A 22,857-nucleotide genomic window follows, 5' to 3' on the forward strand; every position below is an offset into this window, starting at 1 on the left:
ATGAACGTGGGCTTGCTCGTTACGAAAGAAGCTAGAAGAGCTGTGGGCGACGAGACCCTAAAGTCACTCTTCGAGAATAAGGATCTAGTTTACATGGCAGAGTTGGGGGATTTCGTCTACTCCGACCTCAGGGATAACGAAGTAAGATCCCTAGTTATCCTAGGAGATGCAGGATACACCTTGAAGGACGAGATAGAACAGAAAACTGGAATTTCCCCTTTAGCTATGGATAACCTTCCATCGGAGTGGGTCAAAGGGAAAAGCGTGAAATATGTTACTGCGCTCCTTCAAGCCTATGTCTCTAAGGCTTCCCAAAGCGACCTAGCCTATAGGGTTCAGCCTGTCCACACTAAAAACGTGGACAGAAGGTCTCTGCTGAGGTTCAAGTTTTACCAGTACGTTCCTTACCCGGTTTTGGCTGAACAACTTCACATAGAAAGGGAAATAAACAGAACCGTGGAGTTATGCCCTAAAGGAGCGTTGAGCAAGACCCCGGAAGGTCCTCAAGTAACTAAGCCTGAGGAATGCTCGTGGTGTGGTTACTGCTCTGGATCGTCTTACCTAGGCTACTTAGAAAACCCAACCTTTTCAACCACACAGTTCGTGGAATTCGTAAACAAGATTACCTCCATTTATGGGCCTTCTAAAATGCTGTTCTCCTGTAAGCCGGTTAACGTAAAGGAGGGAGTATTTCCCGTGATTTTACCCTGCATTGCTTACGTTCCTGATGCCTTCCTTTTAGCCTCATATGCTGCAGGTCTTCAGCCCATGGTTTACCTTGCCGAGGATTGCAGAACTAAAGACATGGGAATGAAAAGGATGAATGAGATGCCATCCCATTTCCCTGGAACTAACTTGAACATTGTGAAAATTACATCGGAGAAAGAGCTGGAGATCGCAATGAATACTCCTGTTCCGCCAATGAAGATCAGGGAGATACCATTAGACTTGATATATAGTAGGAGCAGGAGGAGGAGCCTCCTGTTATGGTCCATCAAGGAAATGAGTAAGGAAGTTCCCCTTGACGAGGAGGACGAGGTTCCCTCTTCGTTTTACGTTACGGTCGACACTGAGAAGTGCGTCCTATGCGGAGTTTGCGTGAGGGAATGTCAAATGTTAGTTCCGCAGATAAGGAACCAAGGTGACTCCATCACGCTGGAATACGATGAGTACAACTGCATAGGTTCGGGAAGATGTCTTAGGAGTTGCCCAGAGAAGGCGATTACGGTGAAGGAAAAGGTGAAATTGAAGGAAATGAGAAAGGTTCAGTTCACCAAGTCCGTGGTGACCAAGTGTAGGTACTGCGGTAAACCAATTGGCTCATTCAAGGTGAAGGACAAGGTGTCAGTTATGTTAAACTCTATGGGATATAACACGCAATTCGTGGACGTGTGTAACGACTGTAAACAGAAGGAGCTTACCAAGATGTGGCTTCAAAGGATAGGTGTTTCAAAATGATGACAATCGTAATCAGCTCTCCTACCCTGGTTCTCGACTTCGAGGAGGAAGAGTTGAGGCAGAAGTATAATTCTCTGGTTTCATCTATTTTGTCAGGTAAGTTGGCCCAGTTTCCCATACCCAATCTCAAAGTTAGGGAGGATGCATACTCCATCGAGGAGTTAGGTTATAGAGCTAGAGTTTTCCTGTTGACTTACCTAGACCGTTTACAAGTCAAGAGGACCATTTTGAAGTATAATTTAGATTCATTCATCACCGACGTGATTTCAATTGACGTCTCATCAACCGATATTCTAAACAAGGTGTCCTCTCGCGTTAGGGGAAAGTGGATCTTGCTGACTGAGAACGAGGCTGAGGCTTCTTGGTTTACGAGGTTGGGAGTGAACTCGGTGACAGTAGGAAAGGGAGGCAAGTTCTCTTCCATCTATGGATTCGTGGATTATACCTCATCCCATAGAGTAGATAAAGATCTCTACGTTTCCAAAGGGTGCGGAATTTGACGTTAGATCAGGAGATAACCGAATGGGTAAAGGAACTGGGCATGAAGGTAGAGAAACTTGAAGGGAACAACTTCTTTCAAATTAAGGTGACGCCTCCTCTAGGTGGACCCAGCGTAGCAATATTGAGACCAAAGATGGAGGACACATACTATATTTTTACCATAGTTGTGGACATAGACGTTGAAACCCAACTAAAGGTCTTAAGACAAATCATGCTTGACCTAATGAGAATGAACGTGGAGTTTTTCCTGACCCCACAGGGAAAACCGGACAAGCTTCACCTAGCCAGGCTTGTTTTCGCTGATGGGCTTACAAAGAATCAAATGTTAGAGAATCTGACCTTAGTGAAGAACGCTGCATATTTAGCGATTACTTGGTTAAAAAATGGTGAAGACCTTCAGTAATAAAAGAAGATTTATTTTTATATTAGCCATGAAATATCTATGCTGCAGGGAGCAAAGAAAAAATGATAACTTTTTTATTTTTATTTTCAAAAATAACAATAGCTACGGTGTACCGGTGCTATATTTCACAGTGGTAAGCTGAATCCTAAGGAGAAGTTTAACGCCGCAGCGAAGGTAAGATACATGAGCCACGTTCTCGTAACTAGATGCCAAAATCCCTTAACTCTTGTCCATGAAGGAGACTGTAGCAAGCTTGCTGGAATATCTTTTACTGACTTCCTCCCCGCCCTAAAGGGCGAGGCTTTCCGCCCCCTTAACCCCCCTTCTCTGTAAGTTCCAGTCAAGAACTGAAGGAAACCAGGCATCCATATGCCCCATTGTCCTAACGAATGGTTTAAAGCACTACCTCCCTCTTTTGGGAACCTAAAAAATTCAGTACCACCGTATATATAATATCCTGTCCCTAGTCCGAAGAATCCGACTGCTAAGGGTGGAAGAGGTCCTACCATGTACTTAAATTTATTTTCTAAAGTATAAAAAGCTATCTTAATTTATCTAATTAAGCTATAAAGTTTAAAATAACTTTTTATATGATTTAGATTTTTCATCTGATATCTACTAAATTTTCACTCTAACAAAACTTTTTAAAAGTTAGTTGATACTTATCTTTCATGTCCCTTCGAATTAAACTAAATAACAAGGAGGTTTCAGCAGAAGAGGGAGACACTATTTTAAACGTTCTTGAGAAGAACGGGATTTACGTTCCTCACGTATGTTATAACCCACGTTTAGGTCCTATCAAGACTTGCGATTTGTGTCTTGTTGAGGCAAACGGAAAGATTGTGAGGTCATGTGAAACGAAAGTTGAACACGGAATGGTGGTGAGCACTGATAACGAGAAAGTGAAGGGAGTTAGAAGGAAGGCTTTCGACTCTGTACTCAAGAATCATAACATGTATTGCACATTCTGCGACAATAACGTTGACTGCGAACTCCACGAGCCGTGTCCAAGGAGGGTGTATACTCACAACATTTCGTTCCTAAGCCATACGTCGTTGATGACTCCAATCCGTTCTATGTTTATGACCCTAAACAGTGCATACTTTGCGGTAGATGTGTTGAAGCCTGCCAAGACGTAGTGGTGAACGAGGTAATCAGGATTAACTGGGACTTAAACCCTCCAAGAGTTGTGTGGAGCAATGGTAAGACCGTTGACTATTCCTCCTGCGTCTCATGCGGTACTTGCGTCACCGTGTGTCCGGTTAATGCATTGATGGAGAAGTCAATCCTAGGAGAAGCAGGATATTTCACCGGGATAAACAAGGAGGTTAAAGAGAAGTTAATCGATGCTGCAAAAGCTGGAGAGAAGAACTTTTCCCCCTTCATGTTGATAAGCGACATCGATAAGAGGATGAGGAATTCCTTAATAAAGAAGACCAAGACCGTGTGTACCTTCTGCGGTACTGGTTGCTCATTTGAGGTCTGGACTAAGGGTAGGAAGATTCTGAAGGTTGAGCCTAAGCCTGAGTCTCCTGCTAACGGTATCGCCACTTGTATCAAAGGAAAGTTCGGACTGAACTTCGTAAACAGCGGTGAAAGGCTAACTAAACCGCTGATAAGAGAAGGGGATCATTTCAGGGAGGCTCGTGGGATGAGGCTATACGCCTAGTTGCGAGCAAGCTTCAAGAGATAAAGGGGAAGTTCGGACCAGACTCTGTGGGAATTATCGCGTCTTGCACTTCCACAAATGAGGAAGGTTACCTAGCTCAGAAGTTTGCGAGGGCAGTGATAGGTACAAACAATGTTGATAATTGTGCAAGATATTGTCAGTCTCCAGCCACAACGGGTTTAATAAGGACAGTAGGATATGGAGCTGACAGCGGTTCCTCAGATGATCTTGCATGTGCAAATCTAGTGATCCTCATTGGGACCAACACCGCGGAGGCTCATCCAGTCATAGCAGGAAAGATAAAGAGGGCTCATAAGCTTGAAGGAAAGAAGCTTGTGGTAATCGACGTAAGGAAACACGAGATGGCTGAGAGAGCTGACCTTTTCATAACGCCTAATGTAGGAACAGACGTGGTGCTAATAAACGGCATCGCAAAAGCGATCCTAGATCATGGGTGGGAGGATAAGGAGTTCATAGAGAAAAGAACTACCGGTTTTGAAGAGTACAGGAAGAGTCTAGAGAAATATACCATTGAATACGTGGAGAAGGTTACCGGAGTGAAGGGAAATGTGGTGGAAGAGATAGCTAGGACTATACATGAAAGTGGAACACTAGCCATAGCTTGGGCTATGGGGGTGACCCAGCATCAGGATGGAAGCGAAACCTCTACTGCAATCTCTAACCTTCTCTTATTAACGGGCAACTATGGAAAGCCTTGTTCTGGGGCATTCCCACTAAGGGGTCATGCGAACGTTCAGGGAGTAGGGGACGTAGGAGCCCTTCCTAACTATCTTCCTGGGTATCAGCCTTATAGTGAGGAGGTGATTAGGAAATTGGAGGATGCATGGGGAAGGAAATTGCCCAGGAATCCTGGTCTCACTAGTACGGACATGGTAGATGCTATTCTCCAGGGGAAAATTCATGCTATGTACATTATGGGTGAGGACAAGGTGTTAGCTGACTCGGACCAGAGCAAAACAAGGGAAGCGTTAAGCAAGCTGGACTTCCTCGTAGTTCAGGACATGTTCTTCACAGAGACAGCAAAATACGCTCACGTAATCCTGCCAGCAGCTGCTTTCTTAGAGAAGGATGGTACATTCACCAATACAGAAAGAAGAATTCAAAGGTTATACAAGGTCATGGAACCGCTAGGTGATTCTAAACCTGACTGGGAAATCATTCAGTTGGTAGCAAACCAGATGGATGCGGGATGGAACTACGTCCACCCTTCTCAGATCATGGATGAGATATCCGCTACGGTTCCCATATATGCAGGGGTTACATATGGAAAGTTGGAGGGATTCAAGAGCATCCTCTGGCCTCTGGAAGGCGACAAGGACTCTCGCTTCCTCTATAGGGAAAAGTTCCCGTTCCCTGATGGAAAGGCCAAGTTTTACGTTACCAAGGAGATACCTCCCTTGAAGACCGATCAGGAGTACAACTTGTACCTTGTGAATGGAAGGATGCTGGAACACTTCCACTGGATGAGAATGACAGGCAAAACCCAAGGTATTATGTATAAGTTACCCGAGACATTTCTTGAGGTATCCCCTCAATTGGCTGAAAGCTACGGGCTGAAGGACGGCGACACAGTGATGGTGAGATCTGAGACTGGAAAATTAATGACGAAGGTTCTGGTCACCAACAGGGTGTCCGGAAATAAGGTCTTCCTCTCAATTCACGATGACAAGGACATGAACGTGAACATAGTTACCCTTAATGAGAAGGATCCCGCAGCTAAGACGCCCGCGTACAAGGAGACGCCGGTCAGGATAGAGAAGATAGAATCGTGCACTAACTGCGAACCTCCTCTACCCAAATGGAACCCCAGGAACGCAGAGAGGACTCCTCAACGTGGGGTCATGGTAGAGAAGAAGTGGGAGAGGAAAGACTATGTGAAGGTGATTTAAATGAGCGAGCAAGAACAAGAGAAAATGATAGAGTTCTTGAAGGAACTGGAGGACTCCGGCGTTCTTGACATTCTTACTTCTTTATTAAAGAACAAGGATGGAGCTCTCCTGGAGATAGCCAACTGGTTGCAGAAGAATCAGAACGTAATGAAGAACGTTTCCACATTGATGGCAGCACTGAGTAAAGTAGATCCAGATCAGGTGAAGAAGTCTAAATCACTCATCGGCTTATTTAAGACATTAAATGACCCAGACGTACTTGCGGGGATATCGTTCTTTCTTTCTTTAATGAAATCCATAGGTGAGACTTTACGTGAGTGAGAAAGTTGCTGTGTTCAAGTATAGCGAAGATCTAGTCACGAAGGAGGAGGATGAAATAGCCGTAGAGGAACCACTGAAGATGACGGTAAGATACGGGGATAAAGAGAGGACAATCTACATTATGAGGACTCCTACCCATGACACTGAGCTGGCTGTGGGTTTTTTATACACGCAGGGTATTGTCGGGAAAGTGGATGAGATCAAGAGGATCGATATAAAAGGGCAGGAGATCACAGTATGGATTGATCATCCCTTTACCTTTGAAAGGGAGGCGCTGGTAAACTCCAGCTGTGGCGTTTGTGGTAACCCAACCCTACTCAAAGTGATGACCAAGAAATCTCAGGTGAAGGTTAAGGCTGACGTGCTGATGAATCTTCCTAACAAGATGATCAAGATGCAGAGGATCTTTAGGGAGACTGGTGGACTCCACGGAGCAGGAGCGTTTGACGTTAACGGTAACCCTCTTCTCATAGAAGAGGACGTGGGTAGGCATAATGCAGTAGACAAGGTGATAGGGAGGCTCCTCCTGAAGGGCGTTGATCCGTCGTCGTTGATACTTCAGGTAAGCGGAAGAGCGGGATACGAAATCGCGGAGAAGGCTGCAGTGGCTGGCTTTCCTGTCCTTTCTGCGGTATCAGCACCTACAACTTCCGCAGTTAAGATGTGCGAGTTAACGGGGATCTCCTTGGTAGGTTTCGTAAGAGGAAATAGAATGAACGTCTATACACATCCCGAGAGGATAGTTAGTGACATATGAAAATGATCTGCATTGCCGTAAATTTTTGAGCATATTTACATAAAAGTCAAAATTTTTCACTTTTTATTAATACTTTTATCTGCCTTCCTGTTCTTCCTGTAATAGCTATGTTAATCCAGTGCTAAGCATTTCGTTAAGTGTATATAAAAAAGACGAGAACCAGAAGACTAATCTCTGTTAGCATTTTCTTCCTGTCTGGGTTCTTGATATATTAATTTTAGTATTTTTTAAGAGAAAAAATTTTTATAGATTAAGCAGAATATGCTTCTGTTTTGGCTGAAATGGACGAAGAAGACTTTCAATACTGTCATGGATCAATGTCATTATCGATGCCATTCGTGTTGACATCTCTATTGTCACTTTCAATACTGTCATGGATCAATGTCATTATCGATGCCATTCGTGTTGGGGAATTTACCCCCACTCGATTTCTTCTTTCGACCATAATAAATTTTACGACTCCTCCCTCATCTCGTTATGCTACATATCTCCTCCTATTTCTCGGTCGCATGGTGTTTTACACTAACTAAAAGAAACCCACCTATTTATAAATGTAAAATTACTCTAAAGATTTCGTTTCGATCGTAAGGAGATTCGTACTTTATCATTTATTATTTACATTAAATATTCGTATCTTCTATTATCGATTTAAGAAAAGATTGATTCGAGTATGCTCAGGCATGTATTCACAAAATTAGAATAATAAGATTTTAATACTATATTTTGATAATAAAAGAATATTACATTCGTTTAAAGAAAAATAAGCTTATAGCATTTCAAGAAAGCTATGTTTCCTAGTAGCGTATATGTTTGTGAAAGCTAATTGTCTAAGTTTACGGAAAATTAAGCCAAATAAAATAAAATATTATACAAGAAGTATAGCCAATATCAAGAATAGGGAAGCTGAGAAACTAAAAAGAATTTATATAAACAAGATTTTTGAGAGAATAATTGTAAAAAATTACAACGGTAAAGCTAAAAACCAGGAAGTACATCATATTTCCAGTTTTGATGTCGTATTTTTTGTTTACATCTCATCGTACTAAAGCTCTCATAGCTTGTCATACAAGTACTTACACAATCCACATCTCATCCAGTTAACAGACTGGAAAGGTATGAGTAGTTATATTCCTCCTTTAAACTCTCCACTGTAGATTTCTCGGTATCCCATCCTCCTATTCTGAGGAAAGTATCTCCGTTAACCTTCACTTCAACGTTTTCAAAGGCGGACAAACAGAAGGCCTTAGAAGCCAAGTCTTCTTCTTCCCTCTTCTCCAAGTCGTGCAAGAACACAACGTTTATTCCCTTTAGTCTGGCAGACTTCATAACTCCCGCGTCACCAGTTATGAGGGTCAAGTTTTCTGTCATCTCTCCCTTCAATGCCCTTGCCTCTCCCACTAGGGAAGCATCGCCGAACTTCCTATTGGGATCGGGAAGCTTCTCATGAACAAGCCTGAACGCATACATCCCCAGCTGGAACTTGATAAGGTTATAGTCGTTCCTCTGCGTCGAGGTAACCTTGTTTAAAAGCTCAGCGTATGTGCTTGAGGCAGGCAGTATTCTGTTCCTAAGGGAAAGAAGCCTGGGACCAAGATTAATATAGACGTTGGTATCTGCAATCAGTCTCCCCTGCGTCTCGAAGAGAATTTTCTCTTCCTTGAACCTCCTTCTCCCAGACCATATCGAACACATCTCCTCTATCCCCTGATCTACCCTCACATCTTGTCTCGGAATGCCATCAATCTCTACCTTTCCAAGTAGGGATAGCATGTTTAGAGTAGTCCTGATACCGACGTATCCTAGCTTCACTCTTCTCTCTAGTTCCCTCCTAGTCTTAATAGCTCTCATTTGAATCTCCTTTCCGTCTCTGAGGTTCACAACTTTGATCTCTTGGAAGGGGACGTAACCGAAGGGACGGTACCCCTTACTCTCGTTCTGCAGGTAAACATATCTAACTTCTCCCGCCTTCACGTAATTGTGAAGGGCTAGAGCCATGTATTTTCTACCCGGCGTCACGTCTGCTACGTCCACCGTCTCAGTGGAAAGTTGCTGTTTCCAGTTTGAAATCCCAGTCCCAATTACCTTGACTTCTACTTCACTATCCACGTTGAGGACTCTTAAATATTCCCTTATTTTCTGATAATCGAATTGAGGTTTCTGTTCAGCGAAGATCTTCACTTTGTTGGGCGAGATCTCTGTGAACACCTCGGAGAGGATAGCGTTCACTGTGGTGACCAACTTATCCGATGCTAGGGTTCCTAAGATCATAATTACAGATAGTATACATTTAATAAGTTAAAAATACGTGCGGATACTAAATTACTCGTTATGCAGGGTTAGTTCACTATCTAATAAGAGCATTTTAAGACCATGTACTTCCAACTATGAGAAGATGAGAATCCGAGATAAAACTATCTATAACTAGTTATATTTCTCTTCATTTATAATTATTTTAAGGATTTTGGAAGCTTTTTTAGGTGGATTAACTTATATAAGTAAAAAAAGAGAAGTAAATATGTATCCCCCAGAATTTGGATATTTTAAACCGCAAAGCCTCGAGGAGGCGTTGGACTTCCTCGAGAAGGAGGACGCCAGACCATTGGCTGGAGGACAGAGCTTGATACCTATGCTCAAGTTAAGGATTATAAGCACGGGCTACCTAGTTGACTTAAATCCCTTGTCGTCCCTCTCCTTCGTTAAAGACGAGGGAAGTCAAGTCAGGGTAGGTGCTCTCACAAGACATGCGGAAATAACCTCGAATACCATGATCAAGACGGAAGTGCCTCTTCTTTACGAAGCTTCAAGGCAAGTTGGAGACGTTCAGGTAAGGAACGTAGGTACCATAGGCGGTAGCGTGAGCAACGCAGATCCCGCAGCAGATTACCCATCGGTTCTTACTGCGTTAGATGCAAAGATTGTTACAACCTCAAAGGGAGGTTCCAGAGAAATCAACGCATTGAACTTCTTCAAGGGTCCCTTCACTACATCCCTCAATGAGGGAGAGCTGGTGAAGGAGATCGTGTTCCCCAAACTTAATGGGTACAAGACCTCTTACGTGAAGGTGGTCAGGAGAGCAGGGGATTACGCCATGGTCTCCATTGCAGTTGCGTTAAGGTTAAAGGAGGGAAAGGTGGAAGATGTTCGTTTGTCTTACTCTGGTGTCTCAGACACTCCATACAGAGCCAAGGAGGCTGAGAAGGTTCTCATGGAAAGAGAACTAAACGAGGAAAACATCAAGAAGGCTGCAGAGGTTGCGGCTTCTGGAGCTAATCCCCCCTCTGACGTGAGAGGTTCCTCATGGTATAGAAAGGAAGTCATGAAGGTAATTACGGTTAAGACTTTAGGTGATATGAAGTGATGGTGAAGCCTGGAGAGAAGGTAAAGATCAAGGTCAAGGTAAACGGAGTTCAATATGAAGGTGAGGTTCCTCCGAGGAAGTTGTTAGTGCACTTTCTTAGGGACGACCTAGGTCTCACTGGCACGAAAGTAGGATGCGACACCACTACGTGTGGTGCATGCACCGTTATACTGAACGGTAAATCGGTGAAGTCGTGCACCCTCCTTGCAGTTCAGGCTGACGGAGGCGAAATACTTACAATCGAAGGTCTTGGTAACGGTAAGCTTCATCGCATACAGGAGGCTTTCTCCAACAACTTCGCTCTTCAGTGCGGCTTTTGCACACCAGGAATGATAATGCAGACCTACTATCTCTTGAAAGAGAAAGGAAGTGAAATTAGCGAGGAGGAAATCAGGGACGGATTACATGGAAACATATGTAGGTGCACCGGTTATCAGAATATAATTAAAGCTGTAGAGGAAGCTTCAAAGGTGAGATCATGAACTACGTTGGAAAACCAGTTAAGAGGTTAAACGACTCAAAGTTCATCACGGGAAAAAGCGTATATATAGACGATTTACAGATCTCATCTCTCAACGCTGCCTTCGTCAGGAGTCCGTATGCTCACGCGAGGGTTAAATCTGTTGACGCCTCGGATGCCTTAAAAACTAAGGGAATAGTAGCTGTCTTTACTGCAAAGGACTTGAACCCCATGACCAGTGACGGGCCGGGACCTTGGGTTACTTACATCAATCAAGCGGAATGGAAATTCGTCCCTAGGAAACCATTGACAGAGGAAGCCAGATACGTTGGAGATCCTGTGGCAATAGTTATAGGCATTGACAAGTACTCCGTCAGGGATGCGGTGGACAAGGTCAACGTGGACTACGAGGAGTTGCCCTCAGCTATAGCCTTGGAGGACGCACTCAAGGGAGAAGCACTGGTTCACAAGGAGCTCGGAACCAACGTGGGATACAAGAAGGACTTTTCAGCTGGGAATGTGGAGTCAGCCTTTAAGTCAGCTGACAAGGTGATACCAGTGGAAGCATCAAACACCAGGCTGATTCCCTCACCCATGGAGCCTAGGGGGATCGTGTCAAGGTGGGAGGGAGGATCACTGACTGTGTGGTATTCAACTCAGATACCACACTTCGCTAGGGAGGAGTTCAGCAAGGACTTTGGAATTCCGTCAAGCAGAATAAGAGTGATCATGCCAGACGTGGGAGGAGCCTTCGGAAGCAAAGCGCACTTCGTGGCTGAAGACCTCGCAGTTGTGGCTTCCTCCATCAAGCTTGGCAGGACAGTGAGATGGACTGCAACTAGGAGCGAGGAGCTAATCTCCTCAAATGCAAGACACAACACATTCAAGGGAGAGGTTGCGGTGAAGAGAGATGGAACCATCTTGGGAATTAGGGGAGATCTCACTGTTGACCTTGGAGCTTACCTGACCTACACCGAGGGACTTCAGCCTGCCATAATTCCTCTGATGATTCCAGGTCCATACAAGATAAGGGATATTCTAGTGAGAAGCACAGCGGTTTACACCAACACTCCTCCCATCACTATGTACAGAGGTGCAAGTAGACCTGAGGCGACTTTCATCATAGAGAGAATCATGAGTACTGTTGCTGACGAACTGCATATGGACGACTTGGAGTTAAGGGAAAAGAACATGGTTAGAGCTGACGAGATGCCCTACAAGAACCCGTTTGGGCTAGTTTACGACTCTGGGGATTACCTATCCTTCTTGAGGGAGGCCAAAGAGAAACTCAAGTATCACGAGACGCTGACGTGGGCTGAGGCTGAGAGGACTAAAGGAAAAAGGATCGGCGTAGGAACGGCGTTCTACCTAGAGATCTCCGGCTTTGGACCGTGGGAATATGGCGAGATAAGGGTAGACGAGAGAGGTGATGTGACAGTGGTGACTGGAGGAACCCCTCACGGTCAAGGGACTGACACTGCAATAGCACAAGTTGTGGCGGACGAGCTACAGATAGACATAGGCAGGATCAACGTTGTCTGGGGAGACACGCAGGTGGTGGCGTCGGGAATGGGAAGTTACGGTTCTAGGACCATTTCAATAGCAGGAAGTGCGGCTAAGTCAGCTTCAAGGCAGGTTTTAGAGAAAATGAAGTATGTTGCTGCGAAGATGCTTAATGCAGATGTGGAGGAGGTGGAATACTCCAGCTGTGAGTTCAAGTATAAGAAGGAGGGCAAGTCGGTGAAATGGGATGAGGTTGCTAAGGCAGCGTATAGCGGAAAGGATCCGGGCCTTTACGCATCGGTGACCCTTGAAGGTGATGTAACATATCCTTATGGTCTTCATATGGCAATAGTTGAGATTGACGATACTGGAATTGTGAGAGTTAAGGAGTACAGAGCCTACGATGATATAGGTCGCGTGATAAATCCAGCGTTGGCGGAGGCACAGATTCATGGAGGTGCGATGCAGGGAGTAGGGCAGGCGTTATACGAGGAAGCCAGAATAAACGACGAAGGTCAATTGGCTGTGAGCTACGCTGAATATTTCGTGCCCACGATCATGGAGAGCCCCCACTACACGTCCTATTTCACGGATAGACCTTTCCCTTCAAACTACGCAACTGGGACCAAGGGAGTAGGGGAGGCTGCCCTTATTGTGGGACCAGCAGCAATAGTGAGGGCAATAGAGAACGCCACTGGTAAGAGGTTCAACAAGACTCCAGTGACACCTGAGGAAGTATACAAGAGTTTGATAAAATAGAAGAAATGAAAGCAATAAGAAAATAGAGACATGTATATAACGTTTTATCTCTATAAATGCAAGTTTTCTTGTCTTTTTCATAATGTAGAAAATATGTAGGGCTTAAAGTTCAGAATGATTGCAACTCCATTTTTCCTCAAACTAGTCTTTCTTTTAAATTTTAGGCCTCTTAGAGAATTAGCTGGATAAACAGCTCATTTTTTTCTCTGTGTCTTTTTTGCTGCGTAGACTATTAGTGGTCTTATTGAGTCCTTCTTGTCAGTCTTCTTGCACAAGGGACCCAATTCCACTAACTACCGGTAGATACGACATTCAGCCTTGATGGTTGGTCCAATGAGGTATATGAGGTAGATGGGTATCTCTTCCTGAAGGAAGAGATCAAGCCGCACAGAAAGTTCGTAGGGAATGGAAAGAAGGTTCTCGAAGTATGTTTGGGGAGAACAGCTTCTCTCGCCTTCTTTAAGAGGATCAGTAACAAAGAGAGTGGCTTCGAGATAGAATGGGGAGTAGGAGATCAAGTTTGAAGGAGAGTTAAGTAGGCTAGGAAAGAGGAGAATGTATTTCACTGGCATGATGATACGTTAGCCTTTGTCATAGGAATAAATCTTGCCAGCATATAGTGAAAAATATTTCGGATCTTCAGGGGGAGAAGGACAGTGGACCTATAGTTCCACGCTGACGTTGCGACTGAGATTGTGGAGGATTGGACAAATGGGCATAAAGGCGAGGAAAGACTGGTAGAAGACATCAGGACAGTAGAGGATAAACTGAGAGAGTTAAGATAAGATAGGAGTTACTAAGCCGCTGGTTAAGCCTATAACCGGTCGCAAAGGTTATATTTTACTATTTCCCGATAGTAAATTATCTTGTGACTTACTTTAAAAATTTTTATCGTACTTTGATATTTTACCTACCTTTAATCTAACATCTATCGAATTTTAAGAAAGTTAGATGATAAATTTAACATCTAAGGAAATTGAAGAATTCCACAAAGCATCATTAAGATAATATCCCGTTCCTGAAAAGAAGTTTCAATGAATCTAAACGGCTAAATATCTGCCGAAAGCAAGGCTGAAGTTGTACGTTACTCAAATATCATTGGGGCTCTAACCAAATGGCTAACCTCTTAAACGCCATGGCTCCCAGCAACGTGGTGAGTATTGCCATTAATACTAAAGCAGTGAACTCACCTTGTGAAACTGCACCAAATGACTCGCCTATGGAGGCTACCACTAAGCCTGTCTCTCCCCTAGGGGTCATGCCCACTGAAACTGCTAATGATGACCTAAAATTCCTCAAACTAAAGTAGGCAAAGGGGAATACCCCTATCATCTTAAAGACCATCGCTATGATGGTGAGCTCTAAACCTAACTCTAGGACATTAAAGCTTATTCGTAAAACATCAACTTGTAAACCTACCACGACAAAGAAAATAGACCCGAAAACGCTGAGTAGGGTCTCCGAGATCCTCCTTATCTCCTCCCTTTTGGTGCTCTCGGCCAGGGCTACACCAGCCACGAAGGCTGATATAATTGGCGAGAACCCAAGGGCTGTCATAATTGCAGTGAGGCCGAAAAGGACGACGAAAGGGAACTCCTCCACGTACTGTGTGCCTATCCTGTTTGCTATTCTTGGAATCAGTATGACAGATACAAGGAAAATAGTAACCCAAGCCAATAGGTAGAAGGTTATTGTTCTAATTAGCTGGATTGCTGTCAATCCTGTACTACTGATTGAGGCCAGGACAACAGAGAAGAGAATCAAGTCAACTATATCGTCTGTGGAGGAGGCTGCAATAAGATAATTGATAGCCCTCCCATGAAGCCTCATCTCCATTAACGTTGAAACAACTGCGGCTAGACTCGTGGCTCCCAATGCTGTACCCACGATAAGGGACGGGGTGAAACCCAATGTCTCCTTATAGACGATGAACGCCACAGCGAAGGGAAGTACTGCTCCTACGCTAGCTCCTAGGAAACCCATTACCCCAGCACTCCTGATGCTCGACGTACCATGCTCCAGTCCAGAGGCGAATATAAGCAGAATCATTGAGAACTCGGACAGGAAGAGAACGTACTGGTTCAAGGAAAAGATGTCTGTACCAGAGATCATATTTATCGCACCTCCCAAGGCGAAAGGACTTAGGACAATGCCTGTTAGTATCTCACCCACTATGAGAGGTAGACCGTATTTCCCCATGAAGCTCCTGACTGCCTCAGCTGTGAATATGAGGAGCGACATCTCCAAAAGAGTTAAGGTAACCTGATTATCCATGGATTAGGTTTCTAACAACTTAATTAAAAATTAAGGTTACTATGAGGTCAAACTGACTTTCCCCCATAGATAGCGAGGTTTCCCTCATGGATTCGGAACTACATCTCTCATTTGATGGGCAGTCGAGAGGGTCAGAGACCCCATTTAGATTTATAATTGTAAGAATATCACAGTTATTCTTATAACAGTAATTCATACAGCTAAAGTACAAATAGGCAACTTTTTTCATCTTCTGCCCGCACTTGGGACATGAGACTGAAGAATAACTGGGATTAACGAACTTAATAACCATACCACGCTTCTTTACTTGTCATTCATTAGGAGTTGACTGCGTTAGGTTCTACATAGATTTAGCATTATCTACAGGAAATATAGGAGTTATGATGGACTTTCAGTTTTTAGAGGTTAAACTAACGTTTAAGGAGCAGGAGACATTGCAAAGCCAAACGTCTTTCCTAACGGGGCAATGAACGAAGAAAATGCGAAAAACTCCTTAAAATATGAAAATTTAAACTTTTTATTATCCACGGTTATCTGTTATAAACGTTTTGTTTCTCTGTGTTTATTATCTATGTCCTCTAAATACTAAGGCATGGACTCCACTAAGATAAGAATGTTGACCGTGTTAAGCGATAATTTTTCTTCTACGATCATTCCTCCCCTTCTGGGAGAGTGGGGTTTCTCTGCTTATCTGGAAACTGAAGATGTCAAGATATTATATGATGTGGGAAACTCTGGAATACCCGTGCTACATAACGCAGAGAAGTTAGGAATCAGACTGGAACAAGTGGACTACGTTGTTCTCAGTCATGGACATTTGGATCATACGGGCGGATTAGGGAATTCAAAACTTCTTCGCAAATTGGAGGGTAAAGTTTTAGTAGCTCATCCTTCTATTTTTGAGAAAAAATTCCTAAATTGGAGCGGGAAATTACAATATATAGGTCTACCTCTCACTGTTGACGAGATGGAGAGGAAATTTCACCTTATACTAACCAAGAAGCCGGTGGAGCTGTCCAAGGGAGTGTATTTCAGCGGAGAGGTAAAGAGGTATGGTTACGACGAGTACGTGTCAGGACTGTTCAAGGTTTCCAACGATGGTGTCGTAGAGGATCATATGAGCGATGACGCTGCTTTATACGTGAAAACAAGTGAGGGAACCGTGATCCTGACAGGTTGCGGACATTCTGGTATCCTTAACATAATGAATCATGCAAAGGAGGTTATGAATGATAAGATTTACGCTGCAATAGGCGGATTTCATCTTCTCTCTTCATCGAGGGATCACGTGGAGAAGGTCACTACTGAACTGATGAATAACGTAACTAAGATAGGTCCTGCACACTGTAGTGGTAACGTGATAAAGTCCATAGTGGGAAGCGATAGCAAGAGATGGATCGACGCAGGGGTTGGAAAGGGACTGTAAAAGTTGAAAGGAGGTTGACATCTTGAAAAGGATAAAGAGAACATGAGACCTTAACTTTTTTTTCTTTCTCACTGGCGTTAAGGTAAGAAGAGATGAAAGAGGAATTTAACATTCAAATGATAATGCTCAGTAACTCTTTTCACATTGACAATTATTGATATAGTATCTCTATCTTCATAAGTCAATCTACGTCTCATGTGGATCATCGTCCAGAAAAAAATTATCCTTTAGGGATCAACCTATCTCCAATGAAGATTCTGGTTGTAGGTGTAGGCAACGTATTCATGAAGGACGATGGATGTGGAAGCATTATGGCAGGTGTATTGGAGGGAAAAGTAAAGGGTGCAGACGTTAGGGACTACGGAACAGGAGGTATCTCATTAACGGACGAGCTCCAAAGTTACGATGTCGTCATAATCTTGGACGTTGCGGCTATAGACGAGAAGGTAAAGGTATTCGAGGTAGATGACTTTAACGAAGATAAAGTAGTGGAAACTGTTCTCTCGATCTAAGGATATTTCACAATCGAAAACAACTAGCATTTTTGCTGATTATATAACTTGTAGAATTTATTAAAAACGAACCAAGAGTTCCTTTTCCTCTTATTCATTCTAGGTTATGAGTTCGTTATCATTAACCTATTTTTGTGTTCACAAAGGTTTAAGACTTAATTTATAGATGAACCATGTTTTAATATATTGTTTCAATTCAAAATTCTCCTCTTAATTCAAAATATAATCCTTATTACATATTATTTTTATCTATATGAATAAAATAAAAAGTTATATCAAAGTTATATAAGGTTATAAAGATCGTTCCTTAATGAATCATGCAAAACCATAACCGATGGGGGAAACTCTAGTCCTTTAGGACGAGTTGAAAGTTAATCATGCATTATTTATGCACTATCACTTCAAAACTCAGTCTCTTTCTAAACGATTTCTTTACTTGCTCTACTACGGGCAGCAGGAACTATATATATCACATTTTTAATCTATTTGAGGAGTAAAAAACGACTTCACTACGACAGTAAAGTTTTTAATTAGGGTTACCCTAATATGAATAGTGAGTTTGAAATGGTGACGATAAATCTTTGGAATCCTCAGGAGGTTGACTTTGTAAGTGCTCTAGTGATAGCTTACCTGCTTGGAATACTTCACGGGGTTACTCCAGACGAACATACATGGCCTATAACCTTTTCTTATTCCGTAGGTTCGTTTAGTAGTAAAGGAGGAGCAAAGACCGGCTTAACCTTCTCATCAGGGTTTACCTTACAGAGAGCTATTCTGTCAGAGCTTGCCTATCTAGCCCTCGCTGGAGTTTTCATGACCACCTTTGCCTTCGGAGTAACATACGTTATTGTAGGAATAGCCATGTTTGGAGCTGGAATATATATTGCCAAGAAAGGGGGATACTTACATTGGCACTACTTGGAAAGGAAGCTTGGAGAATTGAGTGGAATACACGGTAAAGGAAGCCAAGTACAAGAGGAGGAATTACAGCACAAGATCAATCCAGCCTACGTGAATGAGAAGGACCTAACTAAACCCGTTCCAATCAAGTTAGCATTCTTACATGGATTCATAGCTGGCTTCGGTTTCGGAGCGTTTGCCCTTATCATTTACACCGTACTTGCTCCCTCCATGCCAAGTCCATTATTGGGTTGGCTCCCTGGAGCGCTGTTCGGTTTAGGCACTTTGACTGCTCAAGTAATGTTCGGAACTGTATTTGCAACTTGGTTAACCAGGATGAAGAACCTTACTTTGGAGGGAATTGTAGTAGTTGGAAAGACGATCACCAGAACAGTGTTAGAGTACGGAGGAATAGCTTTCATAGTTGCAGGAATAGCTATCCTTCTATATCCACCTCTGTTAAATTACAACTTCGTGACTCCAATAAAGGTTCATAACCTTCACTCGCTGGGAATAGGGTTCTTCCTGGTAATAATTACGGTAATTGTCTTCGGGATTTATGGGTATAAGCAGGGAGTTAAGAAGGCAAAGGAGATGGGATTTGTAAAAGAGAATTAAGTTGTTACGTTTAGTATATGTAAATTGTTTTTATATTTTTATGAATATTGTTTTCTATAAGAATGAGATTAAAAGTATTTCAACGTAAGAGATATATTTTTTAAAAAACTTTCTTACTTCTCTTGTTTTCCTTTCCCTTTGTTTAATGTCGTGACATTTCCTTGAAGCTGCTGGACGTTTTTTTTCCTGGGATGACATAAAGGGAGAACAGGGAAAACGTATAAACATACTTCCTTTATTCACAAATTATTCCAGCTTTTACATTCTTCATCTAAAAAGGAGATAACGGTATCATAGACTCCAGAATATCTTGAATTTCCGTCTGTGAAGGTTGAACGTAACATCACTTAAACATAATGTAATTCCCTGAATTATTTGTTATGCAAAAAAACTTGAATATATACTGAGAGAAGGAAAAGAAATTATTCAAGAGGTAATAATTACTTTTTTCCCTTCAGTCTTACTCTTGAGTCTTCTTGCCGTATCCTCCTCCACCCGGGGTCTCAACCACTAACTCATCCCCAGCTTTAAGGCTCAGCGTTATCTTTCCAGGCATCTCTTTTCCGTTAACCGTTACCCTACAAGGCTTACCCCTCTCTCCTCCCATGAGACCCCAAGGCCCCATGATGCACCTATCCGCCAGGATAGAAACCTTAGTTGGATACTTTACCTTGAATCCCCTTACGATTCCGTCACCTCCTCTGAACTTTCCTTCTCCTCCACTTCCCTCCCTTATCTTGTACGTTGTGAATGTGATGGGGAATTGCCTCTCGGCTATCTCTATTGGTGTGTTCAAGGTGTTGCTCATGTTAACGTGAACTGCACTGGGTCCGTCACCGTTAGGCCTAGCTCCGGCTCCCCCTCCCACGGTCTCATAATACGACCAATATTTTCCGTTTATAACTCCTCCCATCATCACATTCATCATAGTCCCATGAGAAGCTGCGGGAACGCGATCTGGCAACGCCTTGGACAAAGCCAAGAATACCACGTCTGCAACTCTTTGTGACGTCTCCACGTTTCCTCCTCCTACTGCAGCTGGCTTTCTCGGATTCAACAACGTTCCCTCCTCTGTGACAACTTCGACGTTGGAGTAGAAACCCTCGTTGGTTGGAACGTCCTCTAGCATTGATCTGATAGCGAAGGATGTAGAAGAATAAGTGACACCCAAGACTGCGTTTAACGGACCCTCTATCTGGGGATGCGTGCCGGTGAAGTCTGCCTTAACTTTATCTCCAATCTCCAACCTAACCTTTATCCTCAACATCTCGTCTCCCCACTCCAAGAAGTCCTCGGCCTCATAATTTCCCCTTGGCCAATCCTTCATCTTGCTTCTAACGAGTGATTCGGTGCGGGAGATAGTCTCATCCCAGCCCTGAAGGGTCTCCTCCATGCCGAACTTGTCCACCAGTTGGGCAACTCTCTGAACTCCTATTCTATTTGATGCGATCTGAGCATTGAGGTCTCCCAAGGAGAACTCAGGCACCTTGAAGTTTTCCTTTATCATGTTTACTACGTCCTTCACCATTTCACCTTTTCTCATCAACTTCACAACTGGGATAACCAGACCTTCCTCGAAGAGGGTTGTGGCTGATGGATTAATGCTCCCCGGAACGGGTCCTCCTACGTCCACATGATGTGCCTTATTGACTGCGTAACCTAATAACTTATCCCTTATGAAGATCGGCGTAAGTACACCCACGTCATTGAGGTGAGTTCCAGAAATGTAGGGGTCATTAAACAAAAAGGCGTCGCCCTCTTTAACGTCCTCCAGGAGGGAGAGAACGTTCTTTATCCCTACCCTGAATGATCCTAAATGAACAGGTATGTGTTCAGCCTGTGCTACGATCCTACCGTTAACGTCCACTATTGCACAGCTATGATCCATTCTCTCCCTTATGTTGGGAGACAACGCGCTCTTCTTAAGGGATACTCCCATTTCTTCAGCTATGAATATTGTCGCCTTGTTAATTATCTCCCAGTTCACTTTAGTTCACCTTAATTACAAGGGATCCGGTTTCATGAACCTCTGCGCTCCATCCCTCCTTTATTAAGGTAGTAGAGGAGTACTCCTCCACTATGGCAGGTCCTTCAACCACGTAACCTAAGGGAATTTCCTCCCTTCTTAATATCTTGGTCTTAACCCACTGACCGTCAAGGAAGACATCCCTCCACCTTACTGAGGGATTTCCTTCCCTCCTAGGCGAAGGTAGGGATAATGACACTCCTTGCATGACAGCGAAGGATCTTATTGTCACCACTTCTATTCTCCTGTCCAGAAGGAAGCCGTAAGTCGAGAAGTGTTTCTGCTTAAATTCCTCCTCCACCTTTTCAGGGTCGTTCACTGGAATTGTCAACTCCCAGCCTTGACCCTCATACCTCACGTCAGCAAAGCGTTGAAACGTCGCGTTTGGAAATGCCTTACGCATTTCATCCTCTATCTCCAGGAATCCAGCCTTTATGTCCCTTGGGTAAGCTATAGACGCTTCGAACTTCATGTCTGCCATCAGCATTCCCAACGCACTAAATAGTCCAGGATGCGGGGTCACTACAACCTTCTTAACTCCCATCTCCTCTGCAAGTTCCACCGCGAACTGTGGACCAGCGCCGCCGAAAGCAAACATTGTGAAGGATGACGGATCGTATCCCCTCTCCACCGTAACCAACCTTATTGCTCTAGCCATTTCCAAGGTAGCAAGAGCAATTGCCTTGGAGGAAACCTCCACAGGATCCCCCAGAGCTCTTAGTCCTCTCTCAGCCAAATCCTTCCTCAGCTTCATACCCTCAGAGAGGGTGTCCCCTATTCTACCAAGGAATAGGCTAGCATCCGTTAGTGTGGGTTTGTCTCCTCCCTTATCGTAACACATGGGCCCAGGATCAGCTCCCGCGCTAAGTGGCCCAACTCTAAGTCCTCCAGATTCATCAACCCATATTATAGTTCCTCCTCCTGCAGAGACCTCAGCCAGATCCACAAAGGGAAATCTGACGGGATACCCAGATCCCTTAACGAGTCTTCCATAGTGTGTTCTTCCTCCAACCTCATACTCCTGAGTTGTCTCCACTTGATAATTCACTACAGTGCCAGCCTTAGCTGTAGTTCCTCCCATATCGAAGCTTATTGCGTTTGACTCTCCCATGAGTCGCGAAAGAGCTGAAACTCCAACCACTCCAGCTGCAGGTCCAGACTCTATGATCTGGACCGGTCTTCTGCCAGCTTCCTCTACATCAATGAGTCCTCCCGAGCTAGACATGACGAACAAGGAGGAGGTTCCCTGAGACTTCAGGGCGTTGAAGAGGGAATCCAAGTAACTCTTAACTACAGGCATCAACGCTGCGTTCACAACCGTGGTAGAAGTCCTCTCATACTCCCTGGGAGCTGGGGACACCTCATGCGACACTGAGACGTACTTAAATTGCCGCTCAGCCAACTCCTTTGCCCTCCTCTCGTTAGACGGGTTAAGATATGAGTGAAGGAACGAGATTGCGATTGATGTAACTCCCTCAGTTTTTGCACGGTCCAAAGCCTCGTTCACTTCCTTTTCCTTCAATTCCTCAATCACCTCACCTTCTGGTCCAACCCTCTCAGATACCTCATACCTCAGATTCCTCGGAACCAATGGAGTTGGCTTTTGGAAGAAAGGATTGTAAAGCTCTGGTCTGTTCTGTCTTCCTATCTCTATAACGTCTCTGAAACCCTTGGTTGTAATTAACGCAATCTTTGGCAACTCCAAGTTAACTTGACCCAACAAAGCGTTGGTTGCAATAGTAGTAGCGTGAACCACGGTCTGCGGTACTCCCACCTTCTTGACTCCCTCCATGACTCCTATCTCTGGCGCCCTAGGTGTGGTAGGACCTTTGTATACTATCAACTTTCCCGACTCCACGCCCACGACATCAGTGAAGGTTCCACCAACATCAACGGAGATTATCATGCGGTAATATATTTTCATGGAATAAAAAGATTTTATGTTTGCCTTCACTGAAGAAACCCCTATCTGTTGAACAGTAAATTGAATCTATAGTAACGT

18 protein-coding genes and 2 pseudogenes are annotated in these 22,857 nt (G+C 43.8%); 13 read left to right on the forward strand and 7 right to left on the reverse strand.

Features of this window, described 5'->3' with window-relative positions:
* Genes RQ359_RS05570 through RQ359_RS05580 form a run of 3 tightly spaced genes read left to right on the forward strand, consistent with a single transcriptional unit; the run spans nt 1 to nt 2,362 of the window.
* A complete protein-coding gene (locus RQ359_RS05570; protein WP_054838612.1) occupies nt 1-1,458 on the forward strand; it encodes a 4Fe-4S dicluster domain-containing protein in 1,458 nt (485 codons plus the stop codon).
* Complete coding sequence (locus RQ359_RS05575) at nt 1,455-1,958, forward strand: hypothetical protein (protein ID WP_054838613.1); 504 nt, start codon at nt 1,455-1,457, stop codon at nt 1,956-1,958. Before RQ359_RS05570 ends, RQ359_RS05575 begins: the two co-directional genes overlap by 4 nt.
* Complete coding sequence (locus RQ359_RS05580; protein ID WP_054838614.1) at nt 1,955-2,362, forward strand: DUF2299 family protein; 408 nt, start codon at nt 1,955-1,957, stop codon at nt 2,360-2,362. The genes RQ359_RS05575 and RQ359_RS05580 overlap by 4 nt, the downstream gene beginning before the upstream one ends.
* Before the next feature lie 125 nt (nt 2,363-2,487).
* On the opposite strand, the gene RQ359_RS05585 is transcribed toward RQ359_RS05580, so the two are convergent.
* Nucleotides 2,488-2,871, reverse strand: coding sequence for a hypothetical protein (locus tag RQ359_RS05585; RefSeq protein ID WP_156017541.1), 384 nt, complete (start codon nt 2,869-2,871; stop codon nt 2,488-2,490).
* 162 nt (nt 2,872-3,033) lie between these two features.
* Between RQ359_RS05585 and fdhF the strand changes: the two are divergent.
* From fdhF to RQ359_RS05605, 4 genes and pseudogenes are all read left to right on the forward strand, one after another.
* Nucleotides 3,034-5,941 (forward strand): annotated as a pseudogene (fdhF, locus tag RQ359_RS05590) (formate dehydrogenase subunit alpha).
* The gene (locus RQ359_RS05595; protein ID WP_054838874.1) at nt 5,942-6,262 is read left to right on the forward strand and encodes a helical membrane plugin domain-containing protein; all 321 of its coding nucleotides are present in this window, start codon (nt 5,942-5,944) and stop codon (nt 6,260-6,262) included.
* Nucleotides 6,255-7,019 (forward strand): formate dehydrogenase accessory sulfurtransferase FdhD, encoded by a 765-nt coding sequence (gene fdhD / locus RQ359_RS05600; protein ID WP_054838873.1) that lies wholly within the window; start codon nt 6,255-6,257, stop codon nt 7,017-7,019. Before RQ359_RS05595 ends, fdhD begins: the two co-directional genes overlap by 8 nt.
* A 272-nt stretch (nt 7,020-7,291) precedes the next feature.
* A complete protein-coding gene (locus RQ359_RS05605; RefSeq protein WP_156017538.1) occupies nt 7,292-7,549 on the forward strand; it encodes a hypothetical protein in 258 nt (85 codons plus the stop codon).
* Nucleotides 7,550-8,108: 559 nt separating this feature from the next.
* On the opposite strand, the gene RQ359_RS05610 is transcribed toward RQ359_RS05605, so the two are convergent.
* The gene (locus tag RQ359_RS05610) at nt 8,109-9,287 is read right to left on the reverse strand and encodes a PIN domain-containing protein (RefSeq protein ID WP_054838871.1); all 1,179 of its coding nucleotides are present in this window, start codon (nt 9,285-9,287) and stop codon (nt 8,109-8,111) included.
* Between the two features lie 247 nt (nt 9,288-9,534).
* On the opposite strand from RQ359_RS05610, the gene cutB reads away from it, so the two are divergent.
* The 3 genes from cutB to cutA are packed head-to-tail and all read left to right on the forward strand — an operon-like array spanning nt 9,535 to nt 13,099.
* Nucleotides 9,535-10,377 carry a glyceraldehyde dehydrogenase subunit beta gene (gene cutB / locus RQ359_RS05615; protein ID WP_054838870.1) on the forward strand — a complete coding sequence of 281 codons (843 nt, stop codon included), beginning with the start codon at nt 9,535-9,537 and terminating at the stop codon, nt 10,375-10,377.
* On the forward strand, nt 10,377-10,859 hold the full coding sequence (locus RQ359_RS05620) for a (2Fe-2S)-binding protein (RefSeq protein ID WP_054838869.1): 483 nt from the start codon (nt 10,377-10,379) through the stop codon (nt 10,857-10,859). Before cutB ends, RQ359_RS05620 begins: the two co-directional genes overlap by 1 nt.
* Nucleotides 10,856-13,099, forward strand: coding sequence for a glyceraldehyde dehydrogenase subunit alpha (gene cutA / locus RQ359_RS05625; RefSeq protein WP_054838868.1), 2,244 nt, complete (start codon nt 10,856-10,858; stop codon nt 13,097-13,099). The genes RQ359_RS05620 and cutA overlap by 4 nt, the downstream gene beginning before the upstream one ends.
* A gap of 293 nt (nt 13,100-13,392) precedes the next feature.
* On the opposite strand, the gene RQ359_RS05630 is transcribed toward cutA, so the two are convergent.
* The 3 genes and pseudogenes from RQ359_RS05630 to RQ359_RS05640 all read right to left on the reverse strand — a co-directional run.
* Nucleotides 13,393-13,671 carry a hypothetical protein gene (locus RQ359_RS05630; protein WP_156017535.1) on the reverse strand — a complete coding sequence of 93 codons (279 nt, stop codon included), beginning with the start codon at nt 13,669-13,671 and terminating at the stop codon, nt 13,393-13,395.
* A gap of 523 nt (nt 13,672-14,194) precedes the next feature.
* Nucleotides 14,195-15,373 carry a cation:proton antiporter gene (locus RQ359_RS05635; RefSeq protein ID WP_054838867.1) on the reverse strand — a complete coding sequence of 393 codons (1,179 nt, stop codon included), beginning with the start codon at nt 15,371-15,373 and terminating at the stop codon, nt 14,195-14,197.
* Nucleotides 15,374-15,457: 84 nt separating this feature from the next.
* A pseudogene (locus RQ359_RS05640) lies at nt 15,458-15,683 on the reverse strand (zinc ribbon domain-containing protein); the annotation flags it as partial.
* A 282-nt stretch (nt 15,684-15,965) separates the two neighbouring features.
* Between RQ359_RS05640 and RQ359_RS05645 the strand changes: the two are divergent.
* The 3 genes from RQ359_RS05645 (at nt 15,966) to RQ359_RS05655 (ending at nt 18,829) form a co-directional block, all read left to right on the forward strand.
* The gene (locus RQ359_RS05645) at nt 15,966-16,799 is read left to right on the forward strand and encodes an MBL fold metallo-hydrolase (RefSeq protein ID WP_054838866.1); all 834 of its coding nucleotides are present in this window, start codon (nt 15,966-15,968) and stop codon (nt 16,797-16,799) included.
* A gap of 248 nt (nt 16,800-17,047) precedes the next feature.
* A complete protein-coding gene (locus RQ359_RS05650; RefSeq protein ID WP_054838865.1) occupies nt 17,048-17,311 on the forward strand; it encodes a hydrogenase maturation protease in 264 nt (87 codons plus the stop codon).
* Between the two features lie 546 nt (nt 17,312-17,857).
* Entirely contained in the window at nt 17,858-18,829 is a 972-nt protein-coding gene (locus RQ359_RS05655; protein WP_083476998.1) for a hypothetical protein, read from the forward strand.
* Nucleotides 18,830-19,289: 460 nt separating this feature from the next.
* Here RQ359_RS05655 and RQ359_RS05660 read toward each other — a convergent pair whose 3' ends face one another.
* The gene (locus RQ359_RS05660) at nt 19,290-20,816 is read right to left on the reverse strand and encodes a hydantoinase B/oxoprolinase family protein (RefSeq protein WP_338117003.1); all 1,527 of its coding nucleotides are present in this window, start codon (nt 20,814-20,816) and stop codon (nt 19,290-19,292) included.
* A 1-nt stretch (nt 20,817) separates the two neighbouring features.
* Nucleotides 20,818-22,761 (reverse strand): hydantoinase/oxoprolinase family protein, encoded by a 1,944-nt coding sequence (locus RQ359_RS05665; protein ID WP_054838876.1) that lies wholly within the window; start codon nt 22,759-22,761, stop codon nt 20,818-20,820.
* Nucleotides 22,762-22,857: the final 96 nt, after the last annotated feature.

Origin of the sequence: Sulfuracidifex metallicus DSM 6482 = JCM 9184 (assembly GCA_032834875.1) — an archaeon.
Taxonomy (GTDB): Archaea; Thermoproteota; Thermoprotei_A; order Sulfolobales; family Sulfolobaceae; genus Sulfuracidifex; species Sulfuracidifex metallicus.

Coding starts and splice junctions, on each gene's coding strand:
- RQ359_RS05570 (WP_054838612.1), top strand. CDS start 1: ATGAACGTGGGCTTGCTCGTTACGAAAGAAGCTAGAAGAGCTGTGGGC.
- RQ359_RS05575 (WP_054838613.1), top strand. CDS start 1,455: ATGATGACAATCGTAATCAGCTCTCCTACCCTGGTTCTCGACTTCGAG.
- RQ359_RS05585 (WP_156017541.1), bottom strand. CDS start 2,871: ATGGTAGGACCTCTTCCACCCTTAGCAGTCGGATTCTTCGGACTAGGG.
- RQ359_RS05595 (WP_054838874.1), top strand. CDS start 5,942: ATGAGCGAGCAAGAACAAGAGAAAATGATAGAGTTCTTGAAGGAACTG.
- RQ359_RS05610 (WP_054838871.1), bottom strand. CDS start 9,287: ATGATCTTAGGAACCCTAGCATCGGATAAGTTGGTCACCACAGTGAAC.
- cutB (WP_054838870.1), top strand. CDS start 9,535: ATGTATCCCCCAGAATTTGGATATTTTAAACCGCAAAGCCTCGAGGAG.
- RQ359_RS05620 (WP_054838869.1), top strand. CDS start 10,377: ATGGTGAAGCCTGGAGAGAAGGTAAAGATCAAGGTCAAGGTAAACGGA.
- cutA (WP_054838868.1), top strand. CDS start 10,856: ATGAACTACGTTGGAAAACCAGTTAAGAGGTTAAACGACTCAAAGTTC.
- RQ359_RS05630 (WP_156017535.1), bottom strand. CDS start 13,671: ATGCCAGTGAAATACATTCTCCTCTTTCCTAGCCTACTTAACTCTCCT.
- RQ359_RS05635 (WP_054838867.1), bottom strand. CDS start 15,373: ATGGATAATCAGGTTACCTTAACTCTTTTGGAGATGTCGCTCCTCATA.
- RQ359_RS05645 (WP_054838866.1), top strand. CDS start 15,966: ATGGACTCCACTAAGATAAGAATGTTGACCGTGTTAAGCGATAATTTT.
- RQ359_RS05650 (WP_054838865.1), top strand. CDS start 17,048: ATGAAGATTCTGGTTGTAGGTGTAGGCAACGTATTCATGAAGGACGAT.
- RQ359_RS05655 (WP_083476998.1), top strand. CDS start 17,858: ATGAATAGTGAGTTTGAAATGGTGACGATAAATCTTTGGAATCCTCAG.
- RQ359_RS05665 (WP_054838876.1), bottom strand. CDS start 22,761: ATGATAATCTCCGTTGATGTTGGTGGAACCTTCACTGATGTCGTGGGC.